We start from the raw sequence: 20,337 nt of genomic DNA, 5'->3' as shown, positions 1-20,337 counted from the left end.
ATTAAATGTTTGAAAAAGTAAATCCAAAGCACCCTGACAAACAAGCAGATTGTATTGCAGGTGCAATTGTAGATTTAGCATATAAAGAAAAGGAGAACCCTAAAATTGCAGTCGAGGTTTTGCTTGGTCATGGTGAATGCCATGTGATTATTGAAACGGACTGCAAGTTAGATGTTGAAGAAATCAAATCAGCTATTAATAGAATAGCAGGAGAAGTAAAAGCCGATGTAAAAATTGTAGAGCAAGATATTCACTTATCGAACAATCAAAAAGAAAAGATTAGATGTGGGGATAATGGAATATTTAAAGGAGTGCCTACATCTGAAGAAGAAAAGAAACTCTCAACTATAGCCAGAGAAATTTATAGGAACTACCCATATGATGGGAAATATATTCTCGATAGAGATAAACTTATTATTTGCCAGTCTAATGTATCTACGGAAATTTTAAAATCAATTTATCCAAGAGCAATAGTAAATCCATTGGGAGATTGGACTGGAGGGTTTAATGTTGATACTGGAGCGACCAATAGGAAACTCGGATCTGACATGGGAAGATCAGTAACTGGTGGGGGCCTTCATGGCAAAGACCTATCCAAGGCTGATGTATCAATTAATATTTATGCCCACCTAAAGGCACAAGAAGAAAATAGAGAGATTGAATTATTCTGTGCAATTGGAGATGAAACTGTTGATGGTAAAGCCTATGAAGAAATAGTAGAAATTGCCAAAGACTATGTAAAATCTATTGGTGGTTTTGAGGAATTTGCAAAGTGGGGGCTCATCTAATGAAAGAAGGACTATTACAATATGAATTAAAAAATGTAGATGAACTCATCCCATATATTAATAATGCTAGAACGCATACTGACGAACAAATAAATAAGGTAGCTGCATCAATAAAAGAATTTGGATTTTTAAACCCAATCCTAATTTCAGATGACAATGTAATCACAGCTGGGCATTGCAGACTTCTTGCAGCTAAGAAACTTGGACTTAAAAAAGTACCTTGCATATTAGAAAATTATCTTACAGAGGCACAAAGAAAAGCATATGTACTTGCTGATAATAAGCTAAGTCTTGATGCTGGTTGGGATGAAGAACTATTGAGAGTTGAAATTGAATCCCTAGAAGATTATGGATTTAATGTAGAGCTTACAGGATTTTCAACTGAAGAATTATCTTCGCTCTTTGACCTTGGCGTAGAGGCTGAAGAAGATGACTTTGACGTTGAAGAAGAACTTAAAAAGCCTATTTTTTCCAAGGAAGGAGATATTTGGACTCTAGGAAGACATAAAGTTATCTGTGGAGATTCTACTCTATGGGATACTTTTGAAAAGTTACTAGGTGAAACTAAGGTCAATTTAGTATGTACCGATGCACCATATTTTGTAGATTTGAAAAATAAATCAGGAACGATTAAAAATGACAACTTAAATGATAAAGAGGCCTATGAATTTTTAATGAAGGTATTTACTAACTTCAAAGATGCAATGGCCAAAGATGCGTCTATTTATGAATTCTATGCAACTATGAAAGCTAGAGTTTTCTATGATGCTTTTGAAGATGCAGGCTTTAAAGTTGGTGCAGGGCTTGTTTGGAAAAAACCAAGAGCTCCTTTCATGAGAACAGATTGGAAATTTAATATGGAGCCTATTATATTTGGTTGGAGAAAAGATGGAAAACATAACTGGTATGGAGATCAAAAGCAAACAGCAGTCTTTGAATTTGATGGAATTAAAGATTCAGAAAAAGAAGGATGTGGTCATCCATCATCAAAACCAGTACCACTTATTGCTTATTTAATAAAGCAATCAACTCAAACAAATGGCTTAGTCCTTGATGGATTTTTAGGAAGTGCATCTACATTAATTGCCTGTGAGGAGCTTAATCGAATCTGCTATGGAATAGAAATAGAACCTAAATTTGTTGATGTAGCAGTAAAAAGATATTTAAATTTAGTGGGTAGTGATGAAGAAATAAACTTATTAAGGGATGGCAAAGAGTATAAGTATAAAGATGTTATTAATCTGACTTGATATAAATCAGTATTTGAGTGATATATGTATGTGAGGTGATTAGATGATTTCAAGGGAAATTATACAAAAATTGAAAGAGACATTTCCAGTAGGTACAAGAGTAAAACTAATCCAAATGGAAGATGACGGGGCACCTCCAGCTGGAACCTTAGGCACAGTCTATGGGGTGGATGCCATTGGATCAATCCTAGTAAAATGGGATAATGGCTCAACATTAAATGTAATTTTTAGGGAGGATATTATTGAAAAATCTAATTAAATAACCATACATTGCTTGACTATTCCTCTATTGTACGGGAATATGTGTACAACAAAAGAGGAGGTACAAAAATGAAAAAGATTGAATTGTTAGAAAACATTAAAGAAAAAGAAGAATTTGAAGAAAATAAAATCAGTTACAGATTTTATTGGGCATATAGAGAATCTCAAAGGATTGGTCGAGACATCTTAAACTTTGAAGACATCGGATTTGAAGAAAACCACCAAGAAATCATAGATAACCTTGAAAGATTTGGGATACAAGAATTTACAATTTCAGACCAGTCAACAGGCCTTATGAAAGGGATAAAAAGTTTTAAAAGAAGAGATTATTTTCCTGAAGACATAATTGAAATAGATACAGGAAGAACCCATTGGAACTTCAAAGAAAACAAGGAAGAAAAAGAATATACACCTGCACTTCTTTTCAAGAGAAATTAAGAATAAAAATAAAGAGTTGAGCAAGATGATTGCTTGACTTATCTCTCGTTGTACGGGAATATGTGTACAACAAAAGAAAAGGAGAGCATTACCATGAAAAAAGACCTTTTAGAAAGATTAGAATCAGAAGTTAAAGCTTGCAAAAGATACGCAGAAAACTCAATAAAAAAATCAAAAGAAGGCAAGATTGGAGCAGCCATTAACCTTTTAGACATAGCAGGAACTGCAAAGAAATGTGCAGACCAAGTTCATGAAGAACTTTGGGAAGTATCAAAAGGAAATTTAACAGATGAAGAATTTCAACTTTTTGCAGAATCAGAAACACTAGATAGAGAACTTAAGAAAGCATACAAAGAATTAAACATAGCAAGAAAAAGATAAAAATAAAATTCTAAATAGAGTGTGGACTCTATTTGTCGTATTAGAAGTCACAATCAGGTGGCTATTTTTTATGCCCATTTTTAGAGGAAGGAGGTCAAATGAAATATAAACCAACAAAATTTATGCTACCTACATCTCACTATGATAAAAATAAAGCAGACTATGCTGTTACCTTTATAGAATGTCTGAAACATACAAAAGGTAGATGGGCAGGTAAAGACTTCAAGCTTATTGATTGGCAAGAAGAAATCATAAGAGACTTGTTTGGCATTGTGAAAGATACTGGATACAGGCAATTTAATACAGCCTATATTGAAATACCAAAGAAGATGGGAAAGTCAGAACTTGCTGCTGCTGTAGCACTTCTTCTTACTTGTGGTGATGGAGAAGAAAGAGCAGAAGTTTATGGATGTGCTGCTGATAGACAACAAGCAACTATAGTTTTTGATGTTGCAGCTGATATGGTAAGAATGAGTCCAGCCCTATCTAAAAGAGTAAAGATTCTAGCATCTCAAAAGAGAATGATATATAAGCCGACTAATTCTTTCTATCAAGTTTTATCTGCAGAGGCCTATTCCAAACACGGATTTAATATTCATGGTGTGGTTTTTGACGAACTTCATACTCAGCCTAATAGAAAGTTATTTGATGTTATGACCAAAGGGTCTGGTGATGCAAGAACCCAGCCTCTATATTTTCTTATAACAACTGCAGGAACGGATACGAAATCAATCTGCTACGAAACGCATCAAAAGGCAGTCGACATACTTGAAGGAAGAAAAACGGATCCAACTTTCTATCCTGTAATCTATGGAGCAGACAGAGAAGATGATTGGACAGATGAAAAAGTATGGCATAAGGCAAATCCGTCTTTAGGAATAACTGTACCAATAGAAAAAGTAAGACAAGCTTGTGAATCGGCTAAGCAAAACCCAACTGAAGAAAATGCCTTTAGGCAACTAAGGCTTAACCAATGGGTCAAACAAGCAATCAGGTGGATGCCTATGGAAAAATGGGATTTATGTAATTTTGCTGTTAATGAAGAAGAATTAAAAGGCAGAGTCTGTTATGGAGGTCTTGACTTATCATCTACAACGGATATTACAGCTTTTGTTTTAGTTTTTCCTCCAATAGATGAAGATGATAAATATCAAATATTACCCTATTTTTGGTTGCCAGAAGATAACCTCGACCTAAGAGTAAAAAGAGACCATGTAAATTATGACCTATGGCATAAGCAAGGCTATATTCAAACTACAGAAGGCAATGTTGTCCACTATGGTTTTATTGAGAAATTCATAGAGGACTTGGGAGAAAAATATAACATCAGAGAAATAGCCTTTGACAGATGGGGAGCAGTTCAGATGGTTCAAAACTTAGAAGGAATGGGTTTTACAGTTGTTCCCTTTGGTCAAGGATTTAAAGATATGTCTCCACCAACAAAAGAATTAATGAAACTAACACTTGAAAGAAAAATAGCCCATGGAGGTCATCCAGTTTTGAGGTGGATGATGGATAATATCTTCGTACGAACTGATCCTGCTGGAAACATAAAAGCAGATAAGGAAAAATCTACAGAAAAAATAGATGGGGTTATTGCTACAATCATGGCCCTTGATAGGGCTATAAGGTGTGGCAATGATACAAGTGAATCTGTTTATGATGATAGGGGATTGATTGTTTTTTAATCCCTCTTAGCATTATTCCTGAAACTGGTATATGCCGTTCCGATACTCTTGACATTATTCCGATGAAATAATATCATAAATTATGAATAGGAGGAGAGTTATGTTTACAGGAGTAAGTGAAATTGCAAAAAAATGGGGCATATCAGAAAGAAGAGTTAGAATTTTATGCAGTGAAGGAAGAATTCCCAATGCCTATAAAGAGGGTAAGATATGGAAAATTCCATCCAATGCAATAAAGCCGACAGATGAAAGATTTACAAAACCTAAAACTCTTCTTCCAATAATTGATGAAAAATTAGCAAAATTAAACACATTAAGACCTCTTACAGAGGGAGAGGTCGCAAGGCTTTTAGAAGATTTCATGATTGAATACACATATAATACGAATGCGATTGAAGGAAACACTCTTACTTTAAGAGAAACAGATATGGTTCTTAGAGGGCTTACTATTGATAAAAAACCATTGAAAGATCATATAGAAGCGGTTTCTCATAAAGAAGCTTTTTACTTTGTTGTAGATTTAGTTAAAGAAAATAGAGAATTGACAGAGAGTCTAATAAAGCAAATTCATTATCTTGTATTAGGAGATAAAAAAGAAGATAGGGGAGTTTACAGAAAAGTTCCTGTTCGTATAATGGGTGCAAGTCATGAGCCTGTGCAACCATATTTAATTGAGCCCAAAATGGAGGAACTCTTAATAAATTATAAAGCATCAAGTGAGCATATTATAACTAAACTTGCAAAATTTCATATAGAGTTCGAGGGGATTCATCCTTTTATTGATGGAAATGGAAGGACTGGCAGACTTTTAGTTAATCTCGAACTTATGAAAGAGGGTATTCCACCGATAGATATTAAATTTACCGACAGAATAAAATATTATGAGGCATTTGATGAATATCACGTAAAAAACAACTTGAGTGAAATGGAAAGCTTATTTGCGTCTTATGTTAATGAAAGATTAGATGAGTATCTAGGAATACTTGAAATAAAATAATTTATATTTAGCACTCTTTTAGATGAGTGCTATTTTTATGCCTAAATTTAGGAGGTGGTAATATAAACATTTTAAACTTAATATTCAAGTCGCGAGACAAACCTAAAGACGGGGAGAGGATATCTTCATCGTCTTTTTTATTTGGAAGAACTACAGCAGGAAGGAATGTTAACGAATTTACTGCCATGCAGATGACAGCAGTTTATTCATGTGTGAGAGTTCTTGCTGAAACCTTAGCAGGACTTCCTCTTCATCTATATAAAAGAGGAGATTCAAACTCAAAGGAAAAAGCTAAAGACCATGCCATATACTTCTTATTACATGACGAACCTAATGATGAAATGACTTCATTTGTATTTAGAGAAACACTAATGACCCACCTTTTATTGTGGGGTAATGCCTATGCTCAGATAATTCGTAATGGAAGAAATGAGGTTATTGGACTTTATCCCTTAATGCCAAACAAGATGACTGTTATGAGAAGTGAAGATGGAGAAATCTTCTATAAATACAATCACAAATCAGAAGAAGTTTATCTTTTAAAAGAAGATGTTCTTCATATACCTGGACTTGGTTTTGATGGTCTTATAGGATACTCACCAATAACCATGGCTAAAAATGCCATTGGTATGGCTATGGCTTGTGAAGATTATGGAGCGTCATTCTTTCAAAATGGCGCACAACCAGGTGGAGTTTTAGAGCATCCAGGTATTATTAAAGACCCAGAAAGAGTTAGAGCGTCGTGGAATGCAGCCTTTCAGGGGCCTAAGAACGCCAACAAAGTGGCTGTACTTGAAGAAGGGATGAAATACCAACCCATAGCCATAGCACCAAGTGAGGCCCAATTTTTGGAAACAAGAAAGTTTCAGTTAAATGAGATAGCAAGGATATTCAGAATACCGCCTCATATGATTGGAGACTTGGAGAAGTCGTCATTTTCAAATATAGAACAACAGTCACTTGAATTTGTTAAATACACTCTTGATCCTTGGATTGTTCGTTGGGAGCAATCCTTAGAAAGAGCACTACTAACAAAGAAAGAAAAGGAATCCTACTTTATTAAATTTAATCTTGATGGACTTCTAAGAGGAGACTATGAATCAAGAATGAATGGATATGCTGTCGGAAGACAGAATGGGTGGATGAGTGCAAATGACATAAGAGAATTAGAAAACCTAGATAGGATATCGGCTGAAGAAGGTGGTGACCTATACCTTGTAAATGGAAATATGCTACCGCTTGATAAAGCTGGTAGTTTTTATCAGCAGAAAGGAGAAGAAATAAATCCTAATGAAGAACAATAAAATATTTTGGAACTGGAAAAAGGATTCAAATGAACTCTATATAGATGGAGTTATTGCAGAAGAGTCTTGGTTTGATGATGAAATCACTCCAAGGCTCTTTTTTGAAGAATTAAAAAACAAAAGTGGAGACATAACTGTGTGGATCAACTCCCCTGGTGGAGATTGCATCGCGGCATCAAGAATTTACACCATGCTTTTAGAACACAAGGGAAATGTGACCATTAAGATTGATGGACTTGCAGCATCAGCAGCATCAGTCATTGCCATGGCAGGAACTGAAGTATTGATGAGTCCTACATCATTAATGATGATTCACAATCCTTTAACTGTAGCTATTGGTGACTCGAAAGAAATGCAAAAAGCTATAGATATGTTAAAGGAAGTTAAGGAATCAATCATCAATGCTTATGAGATTAAGACAGGTTTATCCAGAGAAGAGATTTCAAATCTAATGGACGGGGAGACTTGGTTTGATAAGAATAAGGCCATCGAGATGGGTTTTTGTGATGGAACTCTCACTGACAAAAGAAAAGATGAAAAAGTCACTAATATGGTTTTTTCAAGACGAGCGGTTACAAACTCACTTTTAACAAAGATAAATAAAGAAGTAAAGACTCACTCAATGAGTGAGGTAGAAGAAAGATTAAACAAAATTAAAAACACTTGGAGGTAATTATGAATTTAAAAGAACTTTTAGAAAAGAGAACTAAGGCTTGGGATGAGGCAAAGGCATTTGCTGAATCTAAGAAAGATGAAAAGGGTCTAATGTCTGATGAAGACTTTAAGACATATGAAGAGATGGAGAGAACTATCGAGAATTATACTCGAGAAATTGAAAGAAAGAAGAGGGAAGAAGAAATGGATAAATCCTTAGAAAAACCTACTACTCAAGCACTAACAAATGAACCTGCTACTTTTAATGAAGAAGAAAAGCCAATGAGAGCAAGAAATGTCTATAGGAAATCTATGATGAAAGCACTAAGAACTAACTTTAGAGATATTTCAAATGAATTAAAAGTAGGTACAGATGAAAGTGGTGGATATTTAGTTCCAGAAGAAATGGAAGTAGATATTGTAAATGGTCTTGAAGATGAAAATATTGTAAGAAAACTAGCTACAAAAGTTCAAACTTCTGGACTTCATAAAATTAATATTGCAGCTACAAAGCCTGCTGCTCTATGGGTAGAAGAAGGTGGTCAACTTACCTTTGGAGATGGTACATTCGACCAAGTATCTCTTGATGCACACAAACTTCATGTTGGTATTAAAGTAACTGAAGAACTTCTCTATGATGCAGCCTTTAATTTAGAAAAATACATCACTGAAGAATTTACTAGAGCACTAGCAAATGCTGAAGAGGATGCCTTCTTAAATGGTGATGGAGTAAATAAGCCTACAGGAATTTTTGACTCTAAAAAGGGTGGAGAACTTGGGGTAACAACAAAGGCTCAAACAATTACTGCTGATGAATTAATTGATTTAGTTTACTCTCTAGACAGACCGTATAGAAAGAAAGCAGCCTTCATTTTAAATGATGCAACAGTTGCTCAAATTAGAAAACTTAAGGATGTTAATGGTGCATATATTTGGCAACCATCACTTAAAGATGGAGAACCAGATAGACTTTTAGGATATCCTGCTTATACATCTGCCTTTGCTCCTAAAGCTGAAAAAGGAAAACTTGCAGTAGCCTTTGGCGATTTTTCTTACTACAAGATTGGAGACAGAGGAAATAGGTCATTCCAAGACTTAAAGGAACTATTTGCTGGAAATGGTATGGTTGGTTTCTTAGGTAAGGAAAGAGTTGATGGAATCTTAGTTTTAAGAGAAGCAGTTAAACTATTAAAAATTGGTGCTACTGCCTAAGGAGTAAATTATGATTACTCTTGAGGAGGCAAAGTCCTATTTAAGGGTGGATTTTGATGATGAGGATGAGATGATTAATTCTCTCATCCAATCATCAATAAAGCACTCCATGGATGTAGCCAGGGTTGATAGTGAAGAAGAACTTTCTAAAAATCCAAATGGAAAGATAGCTGTATTATATATGACTGCTTATCTTTATGAACATAGAGAAGAGGCAGATTATTCTGAACTAAACTTAACTCTAAGGGCTTTATTATTTGGAATGAGAAAGGCTGAGTTTTAATGAAGGTATCGGATTTAAATAGAAAAATAACCTTTCAAAATAAAAATGTTGAGGTAGATGAAATTGGTAACCATAAATCAGTATGGACGGATTATCTAGAAACGTCAGCCTATATTTCTTTTCAAGGTAAAGGCGAAGAAGTTTTTTTAGGGATGGAAGTAGACAGGTCAGATATTTCTTTTACTGTAAGATTTCAAAATAGGTTGAAGAAGATTAACACTTCAGAATATAGAATTCTATTTGAAGACGAAATTTACAATATCATCTCTATTGACTTTATGAACTATAAAAATAGATTTATAAAGTTTAGGTGTAGGAAGGTGAGTAGATGAATGTAAAAATTGAAAACCTCGCCAGTGAAATAATGAAGGGCTTAGAAGAATATTCTGATATGGCTACGGATGAAGTCAAAAAGGAAGTCAAAAAAGCTGGTAGCAATATTAGAAAAGACATACAAGAAAATGCACCTGTAGGAGAGACAAAAAAATATTCTAAATCTTGGTCTGTTAAAACTATGAAAGAAACTTCGAACTCAATAGAACTCGTAGTTCACTCAAGAAATAGATACCAGCTGGCTCATCTACTTGAAAAAGGACACGTTCTAAGACAAGGAGGAAGAGTATCTGCTAAGCCACACATTGGACCAGCTGAGGAGAAAGGAGTCAGAGAATTGGAAGAAAATATAATGAGGAAGTTAAGAGAATGAAGAGGTTAATGAATATAATTAATGAGATTGGACTTCCTTTTGCATACTCCCACTTTGCTGAAGGGGAAAGTCCAAACCCACCATTTATGGTCTATCTATTTCCAAAGAATAAACACTTTGGTGCAGATGGATATGTATATTATAAAAACACCCAGATAGACTTAGAACTATACACTGATAAGAAAGATTTAAAATTAGAAGAAAATATAGAAGAGATACTTGATAGAGAAAAAATCTATTATGAGAAATCTGAAGTTTGGATTGAATCAGAAAGACTCTATGAAGTTTTGTATGAATTCACACTTAATTTAAAAATCATGGAGGTAAATAATAATGGCTAATAAAGTTAAATTTAATATTTGTAACGTACACTACGCTCTCTTTGATAAAACCGAAGAGGGCGTTATTAAATATAAGACACCAGTACCAATGCCTGGTGCTGTTTCGATTTCATTAGATCCTAATGGAGAGCCTGAAAGCTTTTATGCAGATGGAATTGAATACTACACTATTTCAAACAATATGGGATATGATGGAGATTTGGAAATAGCTCTTATTCCAGAATCTTTTAGGACGGATGTTTTAATGGAAAAATCAGATTCAAATAAAGTTCTTATTGAATCTTCAAATTCTGAAACTGCGAACTTCGCACTTCTTTTTGAGTTTGATGGAGACCAAAAGAAAATCCGTCATGTCATGTATAACTGCTCAGCAGCAAGACCTACCCTTGAAGGAGAAACCAACGAGGAATCAAGAGAAGTTCAACCAGAAACCTTATCTATTCAAGCAAGACCACTTCCAAATGGAAATGTAAAGGCTAGAACAGGTGAAGAGACTACGAAGGAAACTTATGATGGTTGGTACAAGTCAGTCTATATGCCAACAGAAACTACAGTAACACCTTCAAGAGCAAGTGTTGGAGGTAAATAAATATGGCACTAACCAAGAAAATTCAAATCGATGGGAAAGAAGTTGTTTTCCGTGCATCAGCAGCTATCCCAAGAATCTATAGACTTAAATTTGGAAGAGATATCTTCAAAGACTTAATGGAACTTGAAAAATCCATGAAGAAAAATGATGAAGATAAATCTAATCTTGATATAGGCTCATTAGAACTATTTGAAAATATAGCCTATGTAATGGCAAAGCATGGAGATAAATCTGTTCCTGATAGTCCAGAAGAATGGCTGGATAATTTCTCAACCTTTTCAATTTACCAAATTCTACCTCAGCTAATTGAGTTGTGGGGACTTAATATAAAATCGGAAGAAGTTCCTAAAAAAAAGTAAGACCAACAGAAAGACCAATGACTACACCCTTGTTTTTACTAAGGGCAGTGGAACTTGGTCTTTCTGTTTCTGATTTATCTCTACTAACGATTGGACTTGTAAATGATATGTTCACAGAAAAGAATAATGACGACTATAAATACAAAGAAGTAGCTATGCAAGAAGATTATGATAAGTTTTAATCTTCAAGCTTAGCTACTCTTTTTTCAGCATCTTTATAGACTTTGGATTCCGCTCTTGCACCGATAATAATGACAAGAACTTCGTCATCTGATTTTTCCAATTTATAAACGATCCTAAGACCTGAACTCTTAAGTTTAATTTTCATAAGACCAGCAAGCTTAGAATCAGAAAGGTTAGAAAGAGGCTTGCCATACCCACCTTCGGTATTAGGAAGAGGATTTATTAAGATCCTCTTAAGTGCTTTATCGACAATTTTTCTTTGAGATCCATCTAAGGACTTATAGTCTTGGATGGCTTCTTTTATAAAGGATAGTTTATAGTTCATTCGATTTCGTCCTCATCAAGAGGAGAGACTTCATTTAAATCGATATGAAAGGCTTCTTCAAATTCATCTTGAGAAATTAAATCGGATTTATCCATTGATGACATCCTTGTATTGGCAAGCATAAGATCTCTTGCATCTTCGAGCTCATCAATGAGTTTCGTATATTCATCAGGGGAAACAAGAATGCACTCAGGAGTGTTGTTCTTTAATACGACCTTAGAACCGTTCACTTTGACATCATCGAAAATACGTCCAGCTAGGCCTCGATTAAATTCAGAAATGGATACAGTCTTGTTGGATAATTCTTTTACAAAATTCATACTTATCACCTCAAGATAAGTATAGCAAAAATTGATAAAAACATCAATAAAAACACTGATAAATATATCCCTAAAGAGGAGGTGAGGTATTGGCAAATAGAATAAAAGGGATAACTGTTGAGATTGGTGGAGATACTACCAAATTACAGACTGCACTAAAACAAGTTAATACTGAGATTAAACATACTCAGTCTGAACTTCGTGATGTTAACAAACTTCTTAAACTTGACCCTGGAAATACAGAACTTATCTCACAAAAGCATAAGCTATTAGGACAGACCTTAGAAGAAACAAAAAATAAACTAACATCATTAAAAGAGGCACAAAAACAAGCTGAACAGGCTCTTGCAGAGGGTAAAATTTCACAAGAACAATATGATGCCCTTAAACGAGAGATTATTGAAACAGAACAAGCCCTTAAATCTCTAGAAAGGCAAGGGGCAACTACTAATCAAACTCTTCAAAACATAGCTATTACTGGAGAAAAATGGCAAAACACAGGGCAAAATATAGAAAACGTGGGAAGAAAAATGATGCCAGTATCTCTTGCAGTAGCAGGTCTTGGGGTAGCGGCAGTAAAGACTGCATCAGATTTTGACTCTGGCATGTCAAAGGTAAAAGCAGTATCTGGTGCAACAGGGTCTGACTTTGATGCTCTGAGGGAAAAGGCTCGTGAAATGGGAGCCAAGACAAAGTTCTCAGCATCTGAAGCGGCAGAGGCTATGAACTACATGGCTATGGCTGGTTGGAAAAGTAAAGATATGATTAGTGGTATTGAAGGAGTCATGAACCTCGCTGCAGCTAGTGGTGAGGACTTAGCTACTACTTCAGATATTGTCACAGATGCCCTTACAGCCTTTGGTCTAAAAGCAGAAGACTCTTCTCACTTTGCTGATGTTCTCGCTGCTGCATCATCTAATGCAAACACCAATGTTTCATTAATGGGTGAAACCTTTAAATATGCTGCACCTATTGCTGGGACCCTTGGATATTCAGTTGAAGATACAGCAGTAGCTATAGGTTTAATGGCTAACGCAGGAATAAAAGGTTCACAAGCAGGGACAGCTTTAAGGTCTGGACTAACAAGACTCGCATCACCAACTAAAGAAGTTATTAATGGAATGTCCATGTTGGGCTTATCTATTGAAGATGTACAGGGTCTTTCACTTGATGAGACATTAAGTACCTTTAGAGTAGCCTTTGCTAATTTAGATGGAACTCAAAAAGCACAAGCAGCATCCATGATATTTGGTAAAAATGCCATGTCTGGAATGTTGGCAATTATAAATGCCAGTGAAAAAGACTATAACAGTTTGAGTGATGCCATTTATAACGCAGATGGAACAGCAGAAAAAATGGCTGCTACTATGCAGGATAACTTAGCTGGTCAATTAAAGATCCTACAATCTGCCTTAGAAGAATTAGCCATATCCTTTGGAGAACTTTTAATGCCTGCTGTTAGAAAAGCAGTAGATATATTAACAAAACTGGTAAATGGACTTAATGCACTTCCAGGACCAGTAAAAGGCATTATTGCAGGTATCGGTCTTTTTATAGCTGCTCTTGGACCTGTACTTATGATTGTAGGAAAACTTATCTGGTCAATTGGAACTATTATGACCAAAGGTCCTCTAATAGTAGGAGGAATAACTAAGATAGTTGGAATCTTTACAGGTACACTTATACCAGCAATCACTGCAGTAGTATCAGCCATTGGGATTGTTCCTATTGCTATTGGTGCAGTAATAGCTGGTCTTGTTCTTTTATGGAAGAAGTGCGACTGGTTTAGAGAAGGGGTCATCTCCATATGGGAAACTATTAAGGAATCAACTGTTGCCATTTGGAATGGAATAAAAGAATTCTTCGTAAACCTCTGGCAAGGAATATCAGAATCTTGGACAAGCACTTGGACTGATATTACAAGTTTTCTATCAGAATTTTGGTCTGGATTTATTGAAGGAGTGAAGACTACTTGGAAAGGCATCAAGGACTTCTTTGCCAACCTATGGAATGGACTTTCTGAAGGATGGAACAGTATCTGGACATCTATAACAACTTTTCTAACTGAATCTTGGAATACCTTTATTGAGGGAGCAAAGAGTCTATGGCAAAGTTTAGGAGAATTTTTTACGAGCCTCTGGACGGGAATTCAAACTACCTTTACCAATATATGGACAGCTATTTCAACTACAACTACAGAAGTATTTACAGCAGTTGGAGAGTTTATAAAAACTACTTGGGAAGGTATCAAGACTTTAATTTCAACACTTCTTGATGCGATCAAAGTAAAAGTAGAGACTATTTGGAATGGACTAAAAGAGTTTTTAACAACAGTTATTACTGCTATTGGAGAATTTATTTCTACCTCCTGGACAAACATAAAAACTACAATTGAGACTATCTTGACTTCTATTAAGACAGTCCTTGAATCAGTCTGGAACGGGATAAAGACCTTTATGTCATCAACAATGAATAACATTAAGTCCTTTGTTTCATCTGCTTGGAACTCCATAAAGTCGACTATTTCATCTGCAGTGAATACTACAAAGTCAGCAGTATCATCAGCATTTAATTCTATGAGATCAAGCATTTCATCGACCATGTCAAATATTCAGTCCACTATTAGAAATGGATTTAATAATGCAGTTAATCACATTAAGAATTTGGCATCCCAAGCTTATACATGGGGAGCCGATATGATTAACGGAATTGCTAGAGGGATTAGAAGTGCAATTAGCAATGTTACATCGGCTGTATCGAATGTGGCATCAACTATTAGGTCTTACTTGCACTTCTCTGTTCCAGATGTTGGACCTTTAACTGATTATGAATCTTGGATGCCAGACTTTATGGAAGGTTTATCAAAAGGAATTGAAAAGAGCAGAAGATTAGTACAATCTTCAATGAAAAATGTCGCAAGTGATATGGTTTTAAGCCCAAGCATATCAGCTGTTGGTATAGGTGTACATGATAAAGAATCAGCTATAAATGGCATTGACATAGGAAGACAAATATCCGATGCACTTGCAAATATCAATTTAAAATCTGAAAATACTGGAGATATAGTTATACCAGTTTATCTTGGAGGGACTCTCCTTGATGAAGTTATTGTCAATGCATCTATGCGTAAGAATTTAAGATGTGGAGGTAGATAATGACCTAACCCAAAATCTATGATTTTGTTGGTAGGTCAGATGCAGTCTCACCCCATGAACAAGGAGCAAAGCGACGCAGTGAATGGAGGTGTAGTCGTATAATGAAACATCAGTCATATGTAATTATTGAAGGAGTAGACCTACCTCTACCAAATTCTTATGATTTGGAGTTTAGAGATATAGAGGCAGATACTGGAGGCGAGACAGAGGCAGGTACTATTCAGAGAGATATTGTAAGAAACAAAGTAGCAAGTATTTCTGTAAGTTTTTCTTGTAGCCCTAAGCTTGTGAAGATATTGAGTAGTTTTGCTAACAATTCTAATCTTAAAGTTAAATACTTAGATACAGAAACGTTAGAACTAAAAGAGACACTAATGTATATAGACAAGTTTCAAGTCAAATTAATAAAAGATACTTCTTATAAAGGATTGTGGGAAGTATCTATTTCTTTGGAGGAATACTAATGTATCCAACAAGCAATGAATATAAAACAGTTATAAAAAAGAATTCTCGTAAATTTTACTGGACGGGAAATATCATCTTAAAAGACGAAACTACTATTCCCTTTACCAATAAAGATATTCTTAAAGGGTCTGGATACATTCATCGTTCATGTTCTGGATCTTCTGAACTTGAAATAGGTACAGTTTATGCTGGAGAATTTGGAATCAGTCTTTTTTCAAATATAGATAGGTATTCTCTAGAGGATTCAAAGCTAGAACTTTTTTATCATCAAGAACTAGAAAGCAAAAAGATAGAAACCATACCAATGGGCATCTTTGATGTCACTGAGGCAAATAGGTCTAAGAAAATTTTAGAACTAAAAGGATATGACTATATGCTTAGATTTGATAAGAACTTCCCAGTTACAGATACCTTTGGCACAGCCTTTGAATTACTAAGTCTTTCATGTGAGAAGTGTAAGGTGGAACTAGGTATGACAGAAGATGAGGTGAAAGCTTTTGTAAATGGAGAGGAAGTTTTGGCAATTTATCAAGACCATGATATAGAAACCTACAGAGACTTTATTCACTATATAGCATCTACCCTTGGCGCTTTTGCTGGGATTAGTCGTGATGGAAAATTAATTTTAAGAAAGTATGCAGGAAACATATCAACTGAAATTAAAACAAGAGAAAGATTTTCTTCATCAATATCAGATTTTAAGACAAGATATACAGCCATCAACTCAACAAATGCAAAAACTAAAATAGCTGAATACTACTCTTTAGAAAATGACGATGGACTAACTATGAATCTTGGGATAAATCCACTTATGCAATTAGGACTTCCAGAAAAAAGAAAAAGAATGTGTGAGGCTCTTCTTACTGAAATTTGTAAGATTCACCACACACCCTTTGATATGGTAACTATAGGGGACCCCAGTCTTGATGTAGGAGATAGGATAGCTATTTCTTACGAAGAAGAAAAGATTGAAGGGCTTATCACTGATATAGAATACAAGATAAATGGAAAACATAGAATTCTTGGTGTAGGGAAGAACCCATACTTATCTAGGGCTAAAAGCAAGAATGATAAGAATATAGCAGGACTGTTAAATCAGATTGAATCTGAAAAATTAGTCGTTCATTCCTATTCGAATTATTCTGCTTTCAATCTTTCAACAACAGATACACCAATAATTCGTATAGAATTTGCCTCCAATAAAGAAACGGAGGCAATTTTTAATGCATCTATTTTGTTAAATATAATTTGTGACACTGAAGAAAAAACTAGAAAGATATCAAGAAAGGTTAAGAAACAAGTAGAGGTTTTAAATAGCGAAGGAAAATCCTATGATCCTCCAAAGTTTGAAGAAAAAGAAGAAGTAGAGGAATTAGACTTTAGTGAAAATATAGAAATACCAACAAGGATAGTTATTACTTATGTTTTCAATGATACGAAAATAGAACATCACATTCCAAAGGAAACCTACCTAAGCGGTGACCATATTCTAAATCTTTTTTATCCACTAACTAAACTTCAGGAAAAGACAATGAACAATTTTTCAGTTTTAATACGACTTGAGTCTGGTCAAGCAATGATTGGAAAAGATAATGCTATCGCAGCTATCTCTGGTCAATCTCTAGGTTCTACAGAGGCTTGGGATGGAAAGCTTAAGATTGATGAATCCTGGAAGAAGATAGAACTTAGCCATTCATTTCTTCTTAGGAAACTTAAAGCAGACTACAAAGTAGAAAGACAAGTCCCAAGGCCACTAGTATTTAATGAAAAGGTAGGAAGATTTAAATATCAAGGATTGGTGCTTGGAAAATATAAAGAAGAAATAACTACAGAATTTAAAGATAAGGAGGAAGAAGAAAATGCTCAAGGGTAAATCAGTCATTGAACTAACTGATGTGAGGACAAATAGGAAGGAGATATATGAAGATGAAAACTTAATAACTAATGCAGTCCCAGATTTATTAAGGCTCAATCCATCAGGGCTTATGTATCCGATATATAAAACCAATGCAGAGGAATACAAGGAAGAAATATTCCCAATAGCAAATAAGTGTTATGGCGGCATTTTATTATTTGAGGCTCCTCTCGATGAAGATGCAAATAAATATATAGCACCTGCAAATAATAAGATAATTGGATATGCATCGAATGATGTTAATTCAACAGATACACCAAAAAGAGGCTCTGCCAATTTAACTGAATCTACTCCTATAGAAAACGGATATAAATTTGTTTGGGATTTTTCAACATCGCAAGCCAATGGAAGAATATCTGCTCTTGCACTAACTCATTATAAAGGGGGGAGATATTTTTATGGAGATGCTTATGGTAGGCAGTCTTGCTTAAGGTTAAATTACACCTATACATCCATAGATAATGAAATTTTGAAAGTTTACGTAGGTATGGTAGAAGCTGATGCTCTCCATAATACAATTACTTCTGTTTGGCCATTGGAAAACAAAACATTAGAAATATTAAAAATACAAGAACCATTAACCAGTCTTGGATTAAATGATCCAATCTTTAAAAATGCTCCTAAAAATTTAGAAAAGACGACAATCTCTATAGAGGACTTTTATAAAAATATTGGAACGTATGACTGGTACGAATCGGGGTTTTTTGATGGCAAAGATGGCTATTACTATGGCTTCATAAGAAATCTTGAAAATAATTATACTGACTTAAACAGGATAAAGATAAAAAAGGATGATTATAGCTATACGATAGATCATTGGAAATTAAATAATATTAGACTCTATAGAATTGGATCATACCCATCAAGTTCTAATAGTGCCTATAAAAATGGTTATAGCTTGCTAAAGAATGGATATCTATATGTCCCTGATACTGACTGCAATAAAATCTATAAAATTAATGCAAATAATCCAGTTGATGTTTCAGAAATAGCCGTTGATTTTGAAATGAAATACACATCTGGAGAAAGTACAAGTTTAGGAATTTATGAATGGGGTGACTATATACTGGGATATAAGTTTGTGATTGATGGAGACGATAATATCATTCAAACGAGCAATGCAACTTTTTATGACATGATGACTCCATCAATTGAATTAGGGCCGTTTAGGGTAGGATATGGGTCTTTTAGGGGAAATCTCTATAAGAATTTATATTTGCACACTCCGTATCTTGGAACAATTAATAACTTATCAAGTCCAATATTAAAAACGGCAGATAAGACAATGAAAATAACTTATACATTAACAGAGGAGGAATAAAATGAATAAGTTTTTAGAAATATTAAAAGTATGCTTTACAGCTATCGGAGGATGGTTGGGATTTTATCTTGGAAGTGTAGATGCTTTTATTTATACGCTGCTAGCTTTTGTAATAGCTGACTATTTAACAGGGGTTTTAAGAGCAGGGGTCGAAAGAAAGCTATCCTCATCCATAGGATTTAAAGGGATAGCAAAAAAGATTATGATTTTTATAGTTGTAGGCATAGCAAACCTATGTGATGTAAATTTAATTAAAGGTGATGGAACAATGATAAGAACAGCCATCATCTTTTTTTATATAGGAAATGAAGGTCTTTCTATTTTGGAAAACTCCGTAGCTTTAGGCTTGCCAGTACCAGAAAAATTAAAGGAGATTTTAAAACAATTCAAGGAGGAAAAATAAATGAGTAATAGCCCATTAGTACAAGCAAGAATTCTTTCACCTAACCATAGTGGAAGAAGGAATCAAAAGATAACGAAAATAGCTATTCACCACGCAGCTGGAGTTATAAATGGTAGAAATCTTGCTGGAGTATTTGTGCCAAGGTCAAGACGTGCATCAGCTAACTACAACTTAGGTTCAGACGGAGTTATTGTTTTAGGGGTTGATGAATCTAACAGAGCCTGGACAACTTCATCTTCCTGGTGTGACAACCGAGCAGTAACAATTGAAGTAGGGAACTCTACGAGGGGACCTCAGTGGTTAGTTTCTGATTATGTTTTAAATAGACTAATTGATTTAGTGACAGACATCTGCAGAAGAAATGGAATCTATCCTTGCACCTACACTGGAGGTAAGGATAGTGTGCTTCAAAAACACGAGTGGTATAAAAGTACTAACTGTCCTGGTCCATATCTTGGCAGCAAGTTTCCATATATAGCAAGTGAAGTAAATAAAAGACTAAGAGGCGATAAGACTGTTAGCAAACCAACAAGTGGACTATATAGAGTTAGAAAATCTTGGTCTGATGTAAGAAGCCAGAAAGGTGCATTTAAGAATTTAGATAATGCCAGAAGATGTGCCGATAGATTCGGATTAAAAGTATTCGATGCTAATGGCAAGATAGTATATCCAGTTGGAAAGACAATCGATGAGTTAGCAAGAGAGGTTATACGTGGGAAATGGGGGAATGGAGAGGAAAGAAAAAGAAGATTAACTGATGCTGGATATGATTATTATGTTATTCAAAAAAGAGTAAATGAATTAATTTAATACAATAATTAAAGCCTGATAGATTTCTAATTTAGAAGTTTATCAGGCTTTTGCTTTTTTAAAAATGATAAAACCCTATTTTCGACCAGTGTATTGAAATTAATTATCTACTGAGTCAAAATAAAACTGACTGTAGCGTCGGAATTATTTACTGACAGGAGATAAAGTTTTGAATGATAAAAAATTGAA

The 20,337-nt window shown here is 34.8% G+C and carries 25 protein-coding genes; 23 read left to right on the top strand and 2 right to left on the bottom strand.

What is annotated here, in order from left to right; translation table 11 throughout:
- Positions 1-5: 5 nt before the first annotated feature.
- The 17 genes from HGAG_RS02955 to HGAG_RS11570 all read left to right on the top strand — a co-directional run bounded on the left by HGAG_RS02955 (position 6) and on the right by HGAG_RS11570 (position 11,433).
- A complete protein-coding gene (locus HGAG_RS02955) occupies positions 6-788 on the top strand; it encodes an S-adenosylmethionine synthetase N-terminal domain-containing protein (protein ID WP_019117857.1) in 783 nt (260 codons plus the stop codon).
- Positions 788-2,038: a site-specific DNA-methyltransferase gene (locus HGAG_RS02950; protein ID WP_019117856.1), complete on the top strand. Its 1,251-nt coding sequence runs from the start codon at positions 788-790 to the stop codon at positions 2,036-2,038. The genes HGAG_RS02955 and HGAG_RS02950 overlap by 1 nt, the downstream gene beginning before the upstream one ends.
- A gap of 43 nt (positions 2,039-2,081) precedes the next feature.
- Positions 2,082-2,297: a DUF4314 domain-containing protein gene (locus HGAG_RS02945; RefSeq protein WP_019117855.1), complete on the top strand. Its 216-nt coding sequence runs from the start codon at positions 2,082-2,084 to the stop codon at positions 2,295-2,297.
- Between the two features lie 71 nt (positions 2,298-2,368).
- The gene (locus HGAG_RS02940; protein WP_019117854.1) at positions 2,369-2,737 is read left to right on the top strand and encodes a DUF7698 family protein; all 369 of its coding nucleotides are present in this window, start codon (positions 2,369-2,371) and stop codon (positions 2,735-2,737) included.
- Positions 2,738-2,830: 93 nt separating this feature from the next.
- Positions 2,831-3,118, top strand: coding sequence for a hypothetical protein (locus HGAG_RS02935; RefSeq protein ID WP_019117853.1), 288 nt, complete (start codon positions 2,831-2,833; stop codon positions 3,116-3,118).
- A 98-nt stretch (positions 3,119-3,216) separates the two neighbouring features.
- The gene (locus tag HGAG_RS02930; protein ID WP_019117852.1) at positions 3,217-4,806 is read left to right on the top strand and encodes a terminase large subunit; all 1,590 of its coding nucleotides are present in this window, start codon (positions 3,217-3,219) and stop codon (positions 4,804-4,806) included.
- Positions 4,807-4,906: 100 nt separating this feature from the next.
- Positions 4,907-5,803: a Fic family protein gene (locus HGAG_RS02925; RefSeq protein ID WP_009431964.1), complete on the top strand. Its 897-nt coding sequence runs from the start codon at positions 4,907-4,909 to the stop codon at positions 5,801-5,803.
- Positions 5,804-5,988: 185 nt separating this feature from the next.
- Positions 5,989-7,107: a phage portal protein gene (locus HGAG_RS02920; protein WP_026074033.1), complete on the top strand. Its 1,119-nt coding sequence runs from the start codon at positions 5,989-5,991 to the stop codon at positions 7,105-7,107.
- Positions 7,094-7,780 carry a head maturation protease, ClpP-related gene (locus HGAG_RS02915; protein WP_019117850.1) on the top strand — a complete coding sequence of 229 codons (687 nt, stop codon included), beginning with the start codon at positions 7,094-7,096 and terminating at the stop codon, positions 7,778-7,780. Before HGAG_RS02920 ends, HGAG_RS02915 begins: the two co-directional genes overlap by 14 nt.
- A 2-nt stretch (positions 7,781-7,782) precedes the next feature.
- Positions 7,783-8,973, top strand: a complete 1,191-nt coding sequence (locus HGAG_RS02910; RefSeq protein WP_019117849.1) for a phage major capsid protein — start codon at positions 7,783-7,785, stop codon at positions 8,971-8,973.
- Between the two features lie 10 nt (positions 8,974-8,983).
- Entirely contained in the window at positions 8,984-9,256 is a 273-nt protein-coding gene (locus HGAG_RS02905) for a head-tail connector protein (protein ID WP_019117848.1), read from the top strand.
- Positions 9,256-9,588, top strand: coding sequence for a phage head closure protein (locus HGAG_RS02900; protein WP_019117847.1), 333 nt, complete (start codon positions 9,256-9,258; stop codon positions 9,586-9,588). The genes HGAG_RS02905 and HGAG_RS02900 overlap by 1 nt, the downstream gene beginning before the upstream one ends.
- The gene (locus HGAG_RS02895; RefSeq protein WP_019117846.1) at positions 9,585-9,962 is read left to right on the top strand and encodes an HK97 gp10 family phage protein; all 378 of its coding nucleotides are present in this window, start codon (positions 9,585-9,587) and stop codon (positions 9,960-9,962) included. Before HGAG_RS02900 ends, HGAG_RS02895 begins: the two co-directional genes overlap by 4 nt.
- Complete coding sequence (locus HGAG_RS02890; protein ID WP_019117845.1) at positions 9,959-10,303, top strand: hypothetical protein; 345 nt, start codon at positions 9,959-9,961, stop codon at positions 10,301-10,303. Before HGAG_RS02895 ends, HGAG_RS02890 begins: the two co-directional genes overlap by 4 nt.
- Positions 10,296-10,892, top strand: coding sequence for a major tail protein (locus HGAG_RS02885; RefSeq protein WP_008901312.1), 597 nt, complete (start codon positions 10,296-10,298; stop codon positions 10,890-10,892). The genes HGAG_RS02890 and HGAG_RS02885 overlap by 8 nt, the downstream gene beginning before the upstream one ends.
- Positions 10,893-10,894: 2 nt before the next feature.
- On the top strand, positions 10,895-11,251 hold the full coding sequence (locus tag HGAG_RS02880; RefSeq protein WP_019117844.1) for a hypothetical protein: 357 nt from the start codon (positions 10,895-10,897) through the stop codon (positions 11,249-11,251).
- A 17-nt stretch (positions 11,252-11,268) separates the two neighbouring features.
- Positions 11,269-11,433: a hypothetical protein gene (locus HGAG_RS11570; protein ID WP_019117843.1), complete on the top strand. Its 165-nt coding sequence runs from the start codon at positions 11,269-11,271 to the stop codon at positions 11,431-11,433.
- Here HGAG_RS11570 and HGAG_RS02870 read toward each other — a convergent pair.
- On the bottom strand, positions 11,430-11,759 hold the full coding sequence (locus HGAG_RS02870) for a type II toxin-antitoxin system RelE family toxin (protein ID WP_019117842.1): 330 nt from the start codon (positions 11,757-11,759) through the stop codon (positions 11,430-11,432). The genes HGAG_RS11570 and HGAG_RS02870 overlap by 4 nt on opposite strands.
- Positions 11,756-12,079 carry a type II toxin-antitoxin system Phd/YefM family antitoxin gene (locus HGAG_RS02865; protein WP_019117841.1) on the bottom strand — a complete coding sequence of 108 codons (324 nt, stop codon included), beginning with the start codon at positions 12,077-12,079 and terminating at the stop codon, positions 11,756-11,758. Before HGAG_RS02865 ends, HGAG_RS02870 begins: the two co-directional genes overlap by 4 nt.
- 89 nt (positions 12,080-12,168) lie before the next feature.
- Between HGAG_RS02865 and HGAG_RS02860 the strand changes: the two genes are divergently transcribed.
- From HGAG_RS02860 to HGAG_RS02830, 6 genes are all read left to right on the top strand, one after another.
- On the top strand, positions 12,169-15,234 hold the full coding sequence (locus tag HGAG_RS02860; RefSeq protein WP_019117840.1) for a phage tail tape measure protein: 3,066 nt from the start codon (positions 12,169-12,171) through the stop codon (positions 15,232-15,234).
- A gap of 101 nt (positions 15,235-15,335) precedes the next feature.
- A complete protein-coding gene (locus tag HGAG_RS02850) occupies positions 15,336-15,698 on the top strand; it encodes a hypothetical protein (protein ID WP_019117839.1) in 363 nt (120 codons plus the stop codon).
- On the top strand, positions 15,698-17,572 hold the full coding sequence (locus HGAG_RS02845) for a hypothetical protein (RefSeq protein ID WP_019117838.1): 1,875 nt from the start codon (positions 15,698-15,700) through the stop codon (positions 17,570-17,572). Before HGAG_RS02850 ends, HGAG_RS02845 begins: the two co-directional genes overlap by 1 nt.
- Positions 17,559-18,935: a hypothetical protein gene (locus HGAG_RS02840; protein WP_019117837.1), complete on the top strand. Its 1,377-nt coding sequence runs from the start codon at positions 17,559-17,561 to the stop codon at positions 18,933-18,935. Before HGAG_RS02845 ends, HGAG_RS02840 begins: the two co-directional genes overlap by 14 nt.
- Position 18,936: 1 nt before the next feature.
- Positions 18,937-19,338 (top strand): phage holin family protein, encoded by a 402-nt coding sequence (locus tag HGAG_RS02835; protein WP_019117836.1) that lies wholly within the window; start codon positions 18,937-18,939, stop codon positions 19,336-19,338.
- Positions 19,339-20,148 carry an N-acetylmuramoyl-L-alanine amidase gene (locus tag HGAG_RS02830; protein ID WP_019117835.1) on the top strand — a complete coding sequence of 270 codons (810 nt, stop codon included), beginning with the start codon at positions 19,339-19,341 and terminating at the stop codon, positions 20,146-20,148.
- Positions 20,149-20,337: the final 189 nt, after the last annotated feature.

It is taken from the genome of Anaerococcus obesiensis ph10 (assembly GCF_000311745.1).
Lineage (GTDB): Bacteria > Bacillota > Clostridia > Tissierellales > Peptoniphilaceae > Anaerococcus > Anaerococcus vaginalis.
Note: the sequence above shows the minus strand (reverse complement) of the source record. Positions and strands in the feature narration are given on the sequence as shown.

Coding starts and splice junctions, on each gene's coding strand:
- HGAG_RS02955 (WP_019117857.1), top strand. CDS start 6: ATGTTTGAAAAAGTAAATCCAAAGCACCCTGACAAACAAGCAGATTGT.
- HGAG_RS02950 (WP_019117856.1), top strand. CDS start 788: ATGAAAGAAGGACTATTACAATATGAATTAAAAAATGTAGATGAACTC.
- HGAG_RS02945 (WP_019117855.1), top strand. CDS start 2,082: ATGATTTCAAGGGAAATTATACAAAAATTGAAAGAGACATTTCCAGTA.
- HGAG_RS02940 (WP_019117854.1), top strand. CDS start 2,369: ATGAAAAAGATTGAATTGTTAGAAAACATTAAAGAAAAAGAAGAATTT.
- HGAG_RS02935 (WP_019117853.1), top strand. CDS start 2,831: ATGAAAAAAGACCTTTTAGAAAGATTAGAATCAGAAGTTAAAGCTTGC.
- HGAG_RS02930 (WP_019117852.1), top strand. CDS start 3,217: ATGAAATATAAACCAACAAAATTTATGCTACCTACATCTCACTATGAT.
- HGAG_RS02925 (WP_009431964.1), top strand. CDS start 4,907: ATGTTTACAGGAGTAAGTGAAATTGCAAAAAAATGGGGCATATCAGAA.
- HGAG_RS02920 (WP_026074033.1), top strand. CDS start 5,989: ATGCAGATGACAGCAGTTTATTCATGTGTGAGAGTTCTTGCTGAAACC.
- HGAG_RS02915 (WP_019117850.1), top strand. CDS start 7,094: ATGAAGAACAATAAAATATTTTGGAACTGGAAAAAGGATTCAAATGAA.
- HGAG_RS02910 (WP_019117849.1), top strand. CDS start 7,783: ATGAATTTAAAAGAACTTTTAGAAAAGAGAACTAAGGCTTGGGATGAG.
- HGAG_RS02905 (WP_019117848.1), top strand. CDS start 8,984: ATGATTACTCTTGAGGAGGCAAAGTCCTATTTAAGGGTGGATTTTGAT.
- HGAG_RS02900 (WP_019117847.1), top strand. CDS start 9,256: ATGAAGGTATCGGATTTAAATAGAAAAATAACCTTTCAAAATAAAAAT.
- HGAG_RS02895 (WP_019117846.1), top strand. CDS start 9,585: ATGAATGTAAAAATTGAAAACCTCGCCAGTGAAATAATGAAGGGCTTA.
- HGAG_RS02890 (WP_019117845.1), top strand. CDS start 9,959: ATGAAGAGGTTAATGAATATAATTAATGAGATTGGACTTCCTTTTGCA.
- HGAG_RS02885 (WP_008901312.1), top strand. CDS start 10,296: ATGGCTAATAAAGTTAAATTTAATATTTGTAACGTACACTACGCTCTC.
- HGAG_RS02880 (WP_019117844.1), top strand. CDS start 10,895: ATGGCACTAACCAAGAAAATTCAAATCGATGGGAAAGAAGTTGTTTTC.
- HGAG_RS11570 (WP_019117843.1), top strand. CDS start 11,269: ATGACTACACCCTTGTTTTTACTAAGGGCAGTGGAACTTGGTCTTTCT.
- HGAG_RS02870 (WP_019117842.1), bottom strand. CDS start 11,759: ATGAACTATAAACTATCCTTTATAAAAGAAGCCATCCAAGACTATAAG.
- HGAG_RS02865 (WP_019117841.1), bottom strand. CDS start 12,079: ATGAATTTTGTAAAAGAATTATCCAACAAGACTGTATCCATTTCTGAA.
- HGAG_RS02850 (WP_019117839.1), top strand. CDS start 15,336: ATGAAACATCAGTCATATGTAATTATTGAAGGAGTAGACCTACCTCTA.
- HGAG_RS02845 (WP_019117838.1), top strand. CDS start 15,698: ATGTATCCAACAAGCAATGAATATAAAACAGTTATAAAAAAGAATTCT.
- HGAG_RS02840 (WP_019117837.1), top strand. CDS start 17,559: ATGCTCAAGGGTAAATCAGTCATTGAACTAACTGATGTGAGGACAAAT.
- HGAG_RS02835 (WP_019117836.1), top strand. CDS start 18,937: ATGAATAAGTTTTTAGAAATATTAAAAGTATGCTTTACAGCTATCGGA.
- HGAG_RS02830 (WP_019117835.1), top strand. CDS start 19,339: ATGAGTAATAGCCCATTAGTACAAGCAAGAATTCTTTCACCTAACCAT.